This is a genomic window from Caulobacter sp. GW821-FHT12F03 (assembly GCF_058806855.1).
On record NZ_JBXAQC010000007.1, the window covers coordinates 103,294 to 115,714 of the forward strand.

At 70.3% G+C, this 12,421-nt stretch carries 13 protein-coding genes and 1 tRNA gene; 4 read left to right on the top strand and 10 right to left on the bottom strand.

Features of this window, described 5'->3' with window-relative positions; translation table 11 throughout:
• Positions 1-41 precede the first annotated feature (41 nt).
• From AC1RN0_RS15755 to AC1RN0_RS15775, 5 genes are all read right to left on the bottom strand, one after another.
• Complete coding sequence (locus tag AC1RN0_RS15755; RefSeq protein ID WP_492788410.1) at positions 42-1,067, bottom strand: sulfate/molybdate ABC transporter ATP-binding protein; 1,026 nt, start codon at positions 1,065-1,067, stop codon at positions 42-44.
• An 18-nt stretch (positions 1,068-1,085) separates the two neighbouring features.
• Positions 1,086-1,949 (bottom strand): sulfate ABC transporter permease subunit CysW, encoded by an 864-nt coding sequence (gene cysW, locus AC1RN0_RS15760; protein ID WP_492788531.1) that lies wholly within the window; start codon positions 1,947-1,949, stop codon positions 1,086-1,088.
• Positions 1,925-2,800: a sulfate ABC transporter permease subunit CysT gene (gene cysT / locus AC1RN0_RS15765; RefSeq protein ID WP_492788411.1), complete on the bottom strand. Its 876-nt coding sequence runs from the start codon at positions 2,798-2,800 to the stop codon at positions 1,925-1,927. The genes cysW and cysT overlap by 25 nt, the downstream gene beginning before the upstream one ends.
• Positions 2,801-2,962: 162 nt before the next feature.
• Positions 2,963-4,261, bottom strand: coding sequence for a peptide MFS transporter (locus AC1RN0_RS15770; RefSeq protein ID WP_492788412.1), 1,299 nt, complete (start codon positions 4,259-4,261; stop codon positions 2,963-2,965).
• Positions 4,262-4,504: 243 nt separating this feature from the next.
• Positions 4,505-4,579, bottom strand: a tRNA-Lys gene (locus AC1RN0_RS15775).
• A gap of 116 nt (positions 4,580-4,695) precedes the next feature.
• On the opposite strand from AC1RN0_RS15775, the gene AC1RN0_RS15780 reads away from it, so the two are divergent.
• Complete coding sequence (locus AC1RN0_RS15780; RefSeq protein ID WP_492788413.1) at positions 4,696-5,358, top strand: hypothetical protein; 663 nt, start codon at positions 4,696-4,698, stop codon at positions 5,356-5,358.
• A 34-nt stretch (positions 5,359-5,392) separates the two neighbouring features.
• Here AC1RN0_RS15780 and tgt read toward each other — a convergent pair whose 3' ends face one another.
• Together tgt and queA are read right to left on the bottom strand one after the other, a co-directional pair.
• Entirely contained in the window at positions 5,393-6,502 is a 1,110-nt protein-coding gene (gene tgt / locus AC1RN0_RS15785) for a tRNA guanosine(34) transglycosylase Tgt (protein WP_492788414.1), read from the bottom strand.
• Positions 6,502-7,596: a tRNA preQ1(34) S-adenosylmethionine ribosyltransferase-isomerase QueA gene (queA, locus tag AC1RN0_RS15790; protein WP_492788415.1), complete on the bottom strand. Its 1,095-nt coding sequence runs from the start codon at positions 7,594-7,596 to the stop codon at positions 6,502-6,504. Before queA ends, tgt begins: the two co-directional genes overlap by 1 nt.
• Before the next feature lie 99 nt (positions 7,597-7,695).
• Here queA and AC1RN0_RS15795 point away from each other — a divergent pair, with 99 nt between their 5' ends.
• Genes AC1RN0_RS15795 through AC1RN0_RS15805 form a run of 3 tightly spaced genes read left to right on the top strand, consistent with a single transcriptional unit; the run spans position 7,696 to position 10,001 of the window.
• The gene (locus AC1RN0_RS15795) at positions 7,696-8,304 is read left to right on the top strand and encodes a hypothetical protein (protein ID WP_492788416.1); all 609 of its coding nucleotides are present in this window, start codon (positions 7,696-7,698) and stop codon (positions 8,302-8,304) included.
• A gap of 57 nt (positions 8,305-8,361) precedes the next feature.
• Positions 8,362-9,348, top strand: a complete 987-nt coding sequence (locus tag AC1RN0_RS15800) for an endonuclease/exonuclease/phosphatase family protein (RefSeq protein WP_492788417.1) — start codon at positions 8,362-8,364, stop codon at positions 9,346-9,348.
• Positions 9,349-9,407: 59 nt separating this feature from the next.
• Positions 9,408-10,001: a beta/gamma crystallin-related protein gene (locus AC1RN0_RS15805; RefSeq protein ID WP_492788418.1), complete on the top strand. Its 594-nt coding sequence runs from the start codon at positions 9,408-9,410 to the stop codon at positions 9,999-10,001.
• 153 nt (positions 10,002-10,154) lie between these two features.
• On the opposite strand, the gene AC1RN0_RS15810 is transcribed toward AC1RN0_RS15805, so the two are convergent.
• From AC1RN0_RS15810 to AC1RN0_RS15820, 3 genes are read right to left on the bottom strand one after another with little or no spacing between them, the layout of a single operon-like run.
• A complete protein-coding gene (locus tag AC1RN0_RS15810; RefSeq protein WP_492788419.1) occupies positions 10,155-10,622 on the bottom strand; it encodes a peptidylprolyl isomerase in 468 nt (155 codons plus the stop codon).
• A gap of 4 nt (positions 10,623-10,626) precedes the next feature.
• Positions 10,627-11,460: a peptidylprolyl isomerase gene (locus tag AC1RN0_RS15815; protein ID WP_492788420.1), complete on the bottom strand. Its 834-nt coding sequence runs from the start codon at positions 11,458-11,460 to the stop codon at positions 10,627-10,629.
• A gap of 13 nt (positions 11,461-11,473) precedes the next feature.
• On the bottom strand, positions 11,474-12,355 hold the full coding sequence (locus tag AC1RN0_RS15820) for a peptidylprolyl isomerase (RefSeq protein WP_492788421.1): 882 nt from the start codon (positions 12,353-12,355) through the stop codon (positions 11,474-11,476).
• Positions 12,356-12,421: the final 66 nt, after the last annotated feature.

Consider the following 12,421-nt stretch of genomic DNA (forward strand, 5'->3'; position numbering starts at 1 on the left):
CGGCGCCGACGGCGTGGCCAGGCAGAACTACTCGCTACTCCCTACGTCCCGAACACGTGCGCCACGCGCGCGCTCACCTGCACGCTCGCGCCGACCGCCAGCGTACGACCCTGCTCCCGCGAGACCTGGGCCTCGAGGCGAACGCCGTCGGCGGTCGTCAGGTCGATGTGGGCCACGGCGCCGTCGACGCCGATGCGGGTGACGGTGGCCGCGAAGCCCTCCCCGCCCAGCGCGATGTCATAGGGCCGGACATAGGCCACCGCCGGACCATCGGCGACGCCGGCCGCGGACAGGTCGATGGCGCCGGCGGTGAACCGGCCGCCCCGGACCACGCCCTCGAAGCTGTTGGCCTCGCCGACGAAGCCGCAGACGAAGGCGTTCGCGGGGTTGTCGTGCACCTGGTCCGGGGTGCCCACCTGTTCGATGCGGCCGTGGTTGAGGATGGCCACGCGGTCGGCGAGGTCGAGCGCCTCTTCCTGGTCGTGGGTCACGAACACCGTGGTCACGCCGGTGGCGTCATGGATGCGGCGCAGCTCCTTGCGCAGCGACTTGCGCACCGTCGCGTCGAGGGCGCCGAACGGCTCGTCGAGCAACAGCACGCGCGGCGAGACCGCCAGGGCGCGGGCCAGGGCCACGCGCTGCCGCTGGCCGCCGGACAGCTGCGAGGGATAGCGCTTCGACAGGCCGCCGAGTTCGACCAGCTTGAGCAACTCGTCGACGCGCGACGCGATCTCGGCCTTCGGCGGCTTGTCCTTGCCCTTGCGGACGTCGAGCCCGAAGGCGACGTTGCGGGCCACCGTCATGTGCTTGAACAGCGCGTACTGCTGGAACACGAAGCCGACCCGGCGGCTCGCGGCGCTGGCGTAGGTCACATCGGCCCCGTCGAACAGGATCTGGCCGGCTTCCGGATACTCGAGGCCCGCGATTGTGCGCAGCAGGGTGGTCTTGCCCGAGCCGGACGGGCCGAGCAGCGCCAGCAGCTCGCCGGGCGCGACGTCGAGGCTGACGTTGTTCAGCGCCGGAAAGCGGCCGAACGACTTCTCCACCGAGCGGATCTGGATGGTCATGGGGCGGAAAGGCTCCGGTCAGTGCGCGGTTTTGTGGCCCGGCTGGGCCAGTTCGAGAAGGCTCTTCAGCACCAGGGTGACCACCGCCAGCAGGCAGAGCAGCGCCGCCACGGCGAAGGCGCCGACGAAATCATACTCGTTGTAGAGGATCTCGACATGCAGCGGCATGGTGTTGGTCAGGCCGCGGATGTGGCCGGACACGACCGACACCGCGCCGAATTCGCCCATCGCCCGGGCGTTGCAGAGCAGCACCCCGTACAGCAGGCCCCAGCGGACGTTGGGCGTGGTCACGCTCCAGAAGGTGCGCAGGCCGGAGGCGCCGAGCGACACCGAGGCTTCCTCCTCGTCGGTCCCCTGCTCCTGCATCAGCGGGATCAGCTCGCGGGCGACGAACGGGAAGGTGACGAAGATCGTCGCCAGCACAATGCCCGGAATGGCGAAGATGATCTTGATGTCGTGGTTGATCAGGCTCTCGCCGAACCAGCCCTGGGTCCCGAAGACCAGCACGTAGATCAGGCCCGCCACGACCGGCGAGACCGAGAACGGCAGGTCGATCAGGGTGATCAGGAAGGCCTTGCCGGGGAAGCTGTGCTTGGCGATGGCCCAGGACGCGCAGAGGCCGAACGCGGCGTTGAACGGCACGGTGATGGCCGCCGTGATCAGGGTCAGCTTGATCGCCGCCAGCGCGTCCGGCGTGCGGATCGCCTCCAGCGCCGTCGGCAGGCCCTTGCGCAGGGCTTCGACGAACACCGAGACCAGCGGCAGGATCAGGACCAGGGCGAGGAACCCCAGCACCAGGGCCAGGATGGTGAAGCGGGCCCAGGCGGGATCCTCGTTGGACTTGCGGGCGCGCGCGCTCATTGGCCGTACCGCCGCGCCCAGGCCTGGATGCCGTTGATGACGAAGAGCATGAGGAAGGAGACGCTGAGCATGACCACGGCGATGCTGGCGGCGGCCGCGTACTCGTACTGCTCCAGCTGTATGACGATCAGCAGCGGGGCGATCTCCGACTTGTAGGGCATGTTGCCGGCGATGAAGATCACCGAGCCGTACTCGCCGACCGCCCGGGCGAAGGCCAGGGCGAAGCCGGTCAGCCAGGCCGGGGCCAGGGCCGGCAGGACGACGCGCAGGATGGTCTGCCAGCGGTTGGCCCCGAGCGAGGCGGCGGCCTCCTCGACGTCGGCGGCGAGGTCGCGCATCACCGGCTCGAGCGTACGGACCACGAACGGCAGGCCGATGAAGGTCAGGGCGATGACCACGCCCATGGGATTGTAGGCCGCCTTGATCCCGAGCGGCGCGAGCTGCGCCCCGATCCAGCCGTTGGGCGCATAGAGCGTGGCCAGGGCGATGCCGGCCACGGCGGTCGGCAGGGCGAACGGCAGGTCGACGATGGCGTTGATGATCCCCTTGCCGGGGAACCGGTAACGCACCAGCGCCCAGGCGGTCAGCACGCCGAACACGCCATTGATCACGGCGGCGATGGCCGAGGCGCCGAAGGTCAGTTGATAGGCCTTCATGGCCCGCTCGGAGAAGGCCGCGGCCATGAAGTCGGCGGGCGACTGGCCGGCCGACTTGATGACCACCGCGGTCAGCGGAATCAGCACCACCAGCGACAGCACCGTCAGGGTGACGCCGAGCGTGATCGAAAAGCCCGGTATGGCGCTGCGCCGTCGGAACAGCGGCCGTCTGGCGCGGGGCGCCGAAAGCGGTAGGGCGGCGTCGGTGGCGGTCATCGTCGCGTCGCGGCTCGGCCTGTGCTGCAGCCGTCTGCGCGAACGCGTACGGCCCCGGTTTGTTGCCGGGGCGGAGGCCCCGGAGAAAGGCGTTTAAACCTACCCGCTTACTAGGCAATGCAGTTTTTCTGCGGGCCGTGTGACGGCTCCTGCGGAGGCCCGTTACCCGGCCGGCGGCGCGACGGTCCGTTTCAGCCACAGGCCGATCAGCAGCATCAACACGCCGCCGGCGCCTACGATCGCCGCATGCAGCGTCCAGAACTGCAGCGGCGACAGGGTCTCGTAGAGGCCGCCCAGCCGTCCGCTGATGAAGCTTCCGAAGGTGACGCTGGTGGCGTTGACCCCCAGCATGGTGGCGTTGACCGAGCGCGGCGCGAGGCGCGAGAACAGGGTGTTGAGCGACGGCACGGTGAACAGCCAGCCGAGGTTCGAGACGAAGTGGAAGGCGACCGCCACCAGCAACGGCGTCTTCCCCGCGCTGTCGGTCACGAAGCCGGCGCCCGCCAGCAGCAGGGTTCCCGCTGCGAAGATGAAGCAGCCGATGGCGATCTTCACCGGCTCATCCGGCTCGCGGCCCTTCGCCGCCTGCGCCCGCCACAGCATCAGCACCGGCGGCAGCAGGATGAAGGGCGCCAGGCCATCCAGCGACTGCAGCCACGGCACGGGCATGGTCCAGCCGCCGAACCGCAGCTGCAGATGGTCGCGAACCCACAGGTTGTAGGTGTTCCAGATCTGCGACTGGGCGACCCAGAACAGCGAGGCGACCGGCACCACGGCCAGGAGGGACAGCACGATGCGCCACTCCGGCCCGGTCAGCGGCGGCCGCGCCTCGCGGGTCAACCGGGCCGGCTCCGGCGGCAGGTGCCGCTGGCCGGCGAGATAGATGATCAGGCCCAGCAGCATGCCGAAGCCGGCGAAGCCGAAGGCGATGTGCCAGCCGAAACTCTGGCCCAGGGCGCCGGTGACCAGCGGGGCGACGAAGCCGCCGAAGTTGATCACGCTGCCGTAGATCTGGAAGGCCACGCCCCGGCGACGGTCTTCGGGCGCGTAGAGCTCGCCGATCTGCGGCGCGACGTTGCCGCGCACGAACCCGGCCCCGACGATCAGCAGCAGCAACGCCAGCAGGAAGGACTGGTCGAAGGCGAGGGCGAAATGGCCGGCCGTCATCAGCAGCGCGCCCAGAATCACGCCCCGTCGCCGCCCCAGCCACCGGTCGCCGAGGAACCCGCCGATGATCGGGGTGAAGGCCGCCAGGCCGACGTAGAGCCCGAAGATCTGCGAGGCCAGCGCCTGGACCGACATCGGCCCGACAATCCCCTCCAGACCCGCCCGGAAGGCCGCGAAGCCGGCGACCTTTTCCACATGCCCGGGCAGCAGCAGCTGGCCGCCCATGTAGAGCACCAGCAGCGCCTGCATGCCGTAGAAGGAAATCCGGTCCCAGACCTCAAGCCCGGCGAGCACAGCCAGGCCTCGCGGATGGCCGAACAAGGGGCGAGACGGGCGATCACTGGAGTCCGTCGCGCTCATGTCGCCCCCCGGCGTCCGGATCCCTGGTCCGGACATCGGACCGCGATCAGCAAACGGCCAACGTTGGCGGCGGCGACGGGCTTGTCAATCAACCGCGGGGGGCGCTGGCCCGTCGCCGGCGTCGATCTGATCGTCGCATGATCCGTCGGGCGCCGAACCGGGCCACGACATGAAGAATGGTAGGCCGGGTGGGGGTCGAACCCACGACCATTCGATTAAAAGTCGAATGCTCTACCACTGAGCTACCGGCCCGCTTTCGCGGCGGCGTTGCGAGCCCCCTGAAGCGGCGCGGACCATAGTGGCGGGCCTTCCGCGCCGCAAGCGCTGAACGCTTGGCTGACCGCGAAGGTCGTGCTTAGCATCGTCCCATGCGCAAGATTGTCTTCTCCACCCTTCTCGTCGCCGCCTGCCTGCTCGGCGCGACCAGCGCCATGAGCGGACAACAGAAGCCCCCGCCGCCGCAACTGTCGCCGCCGCCACCGCCGCCGCCGCAGAGCGCGCCGCCGCAGGTGCAGACCACCGACGAGATCAACCGCGGCAGCGTGACCGGCGCGGTCAGCGCGCCGATGCGCGACCTCAACCTGCTGCGCTCGAAGGTCCCGCCGGTGCTGCTCGAGGCGCTGGAGGATCCCTACAAGCGCCCCAAGCCCGCCAACTGTTCAGAGCTGATCGCACTGCTGCGGCCGCTCAACGAGGCGCTGGGCGCCGATATCGACGAGCCCTCGTCGCCCGATGACCGGGCGCTGATCGCCAAGGGCAAGGACGTGGCCGGCGAAACGGCGCTGGGCATGATGGCCTCGGCCGCCCAGGACCTGATCCCGATGCGCGGCTGGGTGCGCAAGCTGACCGGCGCCGAGCAGCATGACCGGCTGGTGCGGGCGGCCATCACCGCCGGCGGCATCCGGCGCGGCTATCTCAAGGGGCTCGGCGAGGCGCGCGGCTGCAATCCGCCGGCGACGCCCACCCATATCCGGTCGGAAATCCCGCCCAAGCCGCCGAAGAAGAAGGGGCCGCAGTTCCCGATTCACTAGGCGGCCGGGGACATGCACCGCCGGTACGTGTCCCCTATTGCAGGCCCGCCTTGAAGTCCCGGCGGAACGCCTCGAACCGGCCCTCGGCGATCGCCGCGCGCATGGCGGCGGTGAGGGCCTGGAAGAAGGCGATGTTGTGCCAGCTGAGCAGCACCTGGCCGAGGATCTCCTCCGAGCGGATCAGGTGGTGCAGATAGGCCTTCGAATAGCCGCTGCTGGCCGGGCAGGCGCTGGTTTCGTCCAGCGGGGTGTCGTCCTCGGCGAAGCGGGCGTTCTTCATGTTCAGCGGGCCGGACCAGGTCCAGGCCTGGCCGTGGCGGCCCGAGCGGGTCGGCAGGACACAGTCGAACATGTCGACGCCACGATACACCGCCTCGACCAGGTCGATCGGCTTGCCCACGCCCATCAGGTAGCGCGGCCGGTCAGCGGGCAGCATGGCCGGGGCGTAGTCCAGCACCTCGCACATCGCCTCATGCCCCTCCCCGACCGCCAGGCCGCCGAGGGCGTAGCCGTCGAAGCCGGTCTCGATCAGCCGGTCGGAGGACTCGCGGCGCAGGTTTTCGAACGTCGAGCCCTGCTGGATGCCGAACAGGGCCTGGCTTTCGCGTTCGCCGAAGGCGGCCTTTGACCGGGCGCCCCAGCGGGCGGACAGCTCCATGCCCTCGCGCGCGCGCGCCTCCTCGGCCGGCCAGGCGACGCACTCATCCAGCTGCATGACGATGTCGCTGCCCAGCAGGTCGGCCTGGATTTCCATCGACCGCTCGGGCGTCAGCACGTGCTTGCTGCCGTCGAGGTGGCTGGAGAAGGTGACGGCCTCTTCGGTGACCTTGCTGATGCCGCTCAGGCTCATGACCTGGAAGCCGCCGCTGTCGGTGAGGATCGGCTTGTCCCAGCGCATGAAGCGGTGGAGGCCGCCCAGGCGCTTCACCCGCTCGGCCGTCGGCCGCAGCATCAGGTGGTAGGTGTTGCCGAGGATGATGTCGGCGCCGGTCTGGGCGACCTGGTCGACCGTCAGGGCCTTGACCGTGGCGGCCGTGCCGACCGGCATGAAGGCCGGCGTGCGGATATCGCCGCGCGGCGTCTTCAGGACGCCGGTGCGGGCCGCGCCGTCGGTGGCGGAGATGTCGAAGGGGAACGTAGCCATCAGGCGGCGCGCCATAGCAGGCTGCTGTCGCCGTAGGAATAGAAGCGGTAGCCGGTGGCGATGGCGTGGGCGTAGGCCTCGCGCATCAGGGCCTGTCCGGCGAAAGCGCTGACCAGCATGAACAGGGTCGATTTCGGCAGGTGGAAGTTGGTCATCAGCCCGTCCGCCGCGCGGAACCGGTAGCCGGGCGTGATGAAGATGGCCGTCTCTCCCGACCACGGCCGGATCACGCCGTCCTCGCCGGCCGCGCTCTCCAGCAGGCGCAGCGAGGTGGTGCCGACGCAGATGATCCGGCCGCCCGCCGCGCGCACCGCGTTCAGCGCCTCCGCGACCTCGGCCGGCACCACACCGTATTCGGCGTGCATCCGGTGGTCGTCGGTGTCGTCGACCTTCATCGGCAGGAAGGTGCCGGCCCCGACGTGCAGGGTGACGAAGTGCTGCGACACGCCCGTCGCCGCCAGCCGGGCCAGTAGGTCCGGCGTGAAGTGCAGGCCCGCCGTCGGCGCCGCAACCGAGCCGTCCTCGCGAGCGTAGACGGTCTGGTAGTCGGCCCGGTCCTGCTCGTCCTCGGGCCGCTTGGCGGCGATGTAGGGCGGCAGGGGCATGTGGCCGCGCGTGTTGATGGCGATGTCGAGATCGGGGCCGGACAGGTCGAAGGCCAGTTCGACTTCGCCGCCCTCGGCCTTGGCGACCAGGGTGGCGTCGAGCGCCGCGCCCTCGCAGGCCCGGTCGCCGGTCACGCCGAAGCGGATGCGGTCGCCGACCTTCAGCCGCTTGCCCGGTCGCATGAAAGCGCTCCAGCGGTTGGCCGACAGCCGCTTGTGCAGGGTGGCCTCGACCGCCACCGCGTGACCGTCGCCGCCGCCCTCGGCGCGCGCCTCGCGCCGGCCGTCGAGCCGCGCGGGGATCACCCGCGTATCGTTGAACACCAGCGCGTCACCCGCCCTCAGCAGCGAAGGAAGGTCGCCGACCGTCAGGTCCCGCAGGCCGGCGCCCGGCTGAACGAGCAACAGCCTGGCCGCCTCGCGCGGCGTGACCGGACGCAGGGCGATGAGGGCCTCGGGCAAATCGAAGTCGAAGTCGGCGACACGCATGGTGGCGGAAGCGCCACGCCGGCGGCTTCCCGTCAAGCACGCGATGGACAAAACCGGAGGGGCGTGGCGTTGATGCGCCGACGAGTGAAGGGGATTTGCATGCGCTACCGGACTTTCGCCCTGGCCGCCGCCCTGCTGGCCGTGACGGCCGCCGGCTGCAACCGCAAGCCCGCCGAACAGGCCGCGGCCCCTGCCCCGGTCGCCGAGGCGCCCGCGCCGGCGCCGGTGGAGCCGACCATCCCTGTCGCCGCCGGCTATCATTCCCAGCAGGGGCTCGACGCGTCCGGCTACTATCTGAGCCCGACCAATGTGAAGGTCGGCAACTACCAGCTGACCCATCTGGCCCTCGGCGCGCCGAGCGACTTCAAGACCTGGGAGACCGGCGACCGCACCTCGACCTTCGGCCCCGTGCTGATCGCCTTCGACGACGTCACCAGCCCGATGGCGCCCAACGAACTGGGCGGCGAAGGCCACAGCGTCAGCGTGCGGGTGCTGCCCGACGCCTACAGCTTCGACGCCGGCAAGCTGCAGTTCAGGGGACATGACGCCCGGCTCGGCGAGGTGGTGTTCAGCGGCGCCTTCGACCAGGCCGCGCTGACGGCCGCGCGCGGCGAAGGCTCGAGCGGCGCGACCGTGCTGACGGGTGACCTGAAAGTGGGCGCCGCCCCGGCGCGGAAGGTGTCTTTCACCTACTGGGTCGGCGACTGAACCCTCTGCTGACCCGGCCTGCATGAGGCCTGCATCCGGCCCGTGCTAGGGTTGTCCGTGACGACGATTCTGAAGCCCCTGATCGACATCCTGCGCGCGCTGGCCCTGCTGCTGGCGGCGGCCGTCGGCGTGCTGGGCTTCGCGGCGCTGGGCGGGGTGTTCAGCGACCGGCTGGACGTGCTGGCCCATTTCGCCCCGGTCTGGCTGGGCGGCGGCGTCACGGCGGCGCTGCTGTGGGCGGTGGCCGGCCGCAAGGGCCGCACCACGCCGGCGCTGGCCCTGGTCGCGGCCCTGTCTGCCCTGATCCTGATGAGTCCGGAGCTGACCGCCGCCGTCACGCAGAAGCATGTCAAACCCGGCGACGAGACCCTGACGCTGGTGCAGTTCAACCTGTGGGGCCGCAACCGCGACGCCGGCGCGACCTATCGCTGGATCCTCGCCACCGACCCCGACATCGTGGTCATCGAGGAAGGCTTCGACCGCTCGGGCGGCATCCCGAAGAAGCTGGCCAAACGCTATCCCTACCGCACCACCTGCGCCGCGCCCTGGCCCTGCTCGACGATGATCCTGGCCAAGCGGCGGCCCGTCGCCGCCGGCGGCCTGTCGACCGTGGTATCCGACGCGGAGCTGTCGGGGGCCTGGGCCACCTTCCGCGACCGGCGCGGCCCGTTCACGGTGGTCGGCGTCCACTACACCTGGCCCTATCCCGCCGGCCCGCAGCAGCAGCAGACGCTGCGTCTCGCCAGGGTGCTGGAGCGGTTCCCGAAGGACCGCCTGATCGTGTCGGGCGACATGAACTGCACCCCCTGGTCGTTCGCGCTGCGGCGGCAGGACCGGCTGTTCGGACTGGAGCGGCGGACCCGCGCCCTGCCCACCTGGCCGGCCGGGCAGTTCTCGCGTCTGCGCATCGCTCTGCCCGCACCCGTGCTGCCGATCGACCAGGTCTACGCCGGCAGGGACTGGAAGACGGTTTCCGTGAAGCGCGGGCCGAAACTGGGCTCGGACCATTTCCCCGTCGTGGTGACCTTCGCCCCCGCTGGGTGACTGGACGGCCGCCGAACGCCGTCCTTAGATGCCGGCCACTGAATGAGTGGGGAACCGACATGTCCAACATCGCCCGCGCCGCGGCCCTCGCCGCCGGTCTGGCCGTCATCGCCGCGCCGGCGCTGGCGGCGCCGCCCTGGAGCGGATCCTACGACCCGATTCCAGAAGGCTCCTACCAGGCGAGCTGCCGCGATATCACCGCCTTCGCCGGCCGGCTCTACGCCCGCTGCGCGGCCGGCGGCGGGGCCATGCTGGAGTCCGACATCAACTATCGCGCCTGCCCCCGCGGCCGGGTCGAAAACATCAACGGCCGCCTGCAGTGTGAAGGCGGCCCGCCCGGCGGGGGTGGCTACGGCGGTGGCGGCGGCGGCTACGGTGGTGGCGGCGGGCCGACCGGCCTGATCGTCTACGAGAACCCCGACTACCGCGGCATGCGGCTGGAGGTCTCCGACTCGATCCCCGACCTGGTCGATAGCGGCCTGGACGACCAGATCACCTCGGTGCGGGTGATGCGCGGCAGCTGGCAGCTGTGCACCGGCCGCGACTTCAACGGCCAGTGCTGGACCATCGACGCCGACAATCCCAACCTCAAGCCGCTGGGGGCCAACGACAAGATCAGCTCGATCCGGCGCCTGCCGGGCCGGGGGCGGTAACACCCTCCCTCCCCTTCATGGGGAGTGATGTCGGCGAGGCCGACAGCGTGGGGCCTTGAACGGTCCAGCCGGACGGGCGGACGCGTGTTCCGCTTCCCCACCCGTCCCGGCTTCGCCGGTCCACCCTCCCCATATAGGGGAGGGAAAGCGCGATCAGACGTCCGCCGCGACCTTCATCGAGACGATCTTGCCCGGCTGGCGCGGCGGCTCGCCCTTGGGCAGGGCGTCAACGTGTTCCATGCCGTCGACCACTTCACCCCAGACCGTGTACTGGCCGTCGAGGAAGGTGGCGTCGTCCAGGCAGATGAAGAACTGGCTGTTGGCCGAGTGCGGCGCGCTGGTGCGGGCCATCGAGCAGACGCCGCGATCGTGGCGGGCCTTGGAGAATTCCGCCTTCAGGTCCGGCTTCTTCGATCCGCCCGAGCCGGTGCCCGTGGGGTCGCCGCCCTGGGCCATGAAGCCCGGGATCACGCGGTGGAAGACCACGCCGTCATAGAAGCCCTCCCGCGCCAGTTCCTTGATGCGCTCGACGTGGCCGGGGGCCAGGTCGGGGCGCAGCTTGATCGTGACCAGGCCGGTGTCGGTGGTCAGCAGCAGGGTGTTTTCGGCGTCTGTCGTCATGGGTTCAGTTCACTTCCGCAGGAATGGACACGTCACATAGCGAGAAGTCCGCGCCCTTGAGCTTGCGGACCCGCTGGATCTCGGCCTTGAACCACGCGCCGGCCGGGTCGATGACCCGGACCGTCGGCCGTTCGGCGGCGGGTATATCGGCCAGAACGCGGACGCGGTCCATCCGATCCTGCGGCGCGGGGACCGGTTCGCCGGTCTTGATGGCCCGGATCGCGTCCAGGCCGCTGATCACCCGCCCGAACGCGGTGTAGCGCTTGTCGAGCGACAGGTAGGGCTGGCGCATGAGGAAGAACTGGCTGTTGGCGCTGTCGGGATTGTCGTCCCGAGCCATGCCGACGACGCCCGGGCAGTAGCTGCCCCAGGTCGCGACCTTTCCGTCCTGGGTCATGTCGTGCCAGCTCCAGGCCTGGCCGACGACCGGCAGCGACTTGAGAAAGCCCTCGTCCGTCCCCCACGGGCTGGCCGCGACCACCACGCCCGACGACGCGTCGCGGCGGAAGGTGAACTCGGCCTTCAGGTTGGGCAGGTCCGTGCCGCCCTCCCCCGTGTCCTGCGGGTCGCCGGTCTGGGCCATGAAGCGGTCGATGACGCGGAAAAAGGTCCGGCCGTCATAGGTCCCCTTGCGGGCCAGCACCTTGAGCCGTTCGACGTGGGCCGGGGCGACCTCGGGGATCAGCTCGACAACCACCCGGCCCTTGCTGGTGTCGATGACGAGCACGTTTTCCGGATCCGGCGTGCGCCAGTCGGCGGCGGCCGGGGCCTTCGGCCTGGCCATGGCCGCGGGGGCGATGACGGTCAGGGCGGCGGCGAGCAGCAGGGTCGAGCGCATGGCGGCGGCCTCCTCAGCCGATCTTGACGGGCACGGCGATGTCACAGGCCGCGCCGGCGCCGAGGCCCGCGGCCCGGGCGGCGTCGAGAATGGCCTTGAACGACGGGCTGGTGGTGTTCAGCACCTGGACCGACGGGCGTTCGCCGGCCGGGATGTCGGACAGCACCCGCACGCGGATCATCACGTCGCGCGGCGGAGCGACCGGCTCGCCGACCTTGAGGGCGCGGACGGCTTCCAGCCCGCCCAGCACGCGGGCGAAGGCGGTGTAGTTGGTATCCAGCGACGGATAGGTCTGGCGCATCAGGAAGAACTGGCTGTTGGCCGTGTTCGGCACGCTGGCCTTGGCCATGCCGAGCGCCCCGGCGCAGAACAGCGGCCAGCCGGACACCTTGCCGTCGGCCGAGGCCATCATCTGCATCTGCGGCGCGCCGCGCACGGCGAAGCCGTCGATGAAGCCGGTCTCGGTGACCATCATCATGTTGTCGTCGGCCGGAAGACGGCCGAGGGACGTGAACGGTAGGTCCCGCCCGCGACGGAACTGGAACTCGTCCCGCAGATTGGGCAGCGACTCCGCGCCGCCGGTGCCGTCGTTCTTCGGATCGCCGGTCTGGGCCATGAAGGCGTCGATGACGCGGAAGAAGCTCAGGCCGTCATAGAAGCCCTGGCGGGCCAGGGTCCGGACCCGCTCGACGCTGGTCGGCGCCGCCCAGGGGGCCATCTCGACGATCACCCGGCCCTTGCTGGTGTCGATGACGAGTACGTTTTCGGGATCAGGCGTGCGCCAGTCGGCGGCCGGGTATTGAACCGCCGCCGGGGCCTTGGGAGCGGGCGCGGCCATCACGGCGGGCGCGGCGGCGAGCATCAGGGCTGCGAGCGCGATCGGCGCGGATTTCATGCGGTGTCCACTTTCTCGAGAGCCGTCAGTCCGGGTAGACCGCGACAGCGACGACGACAAGTGCCG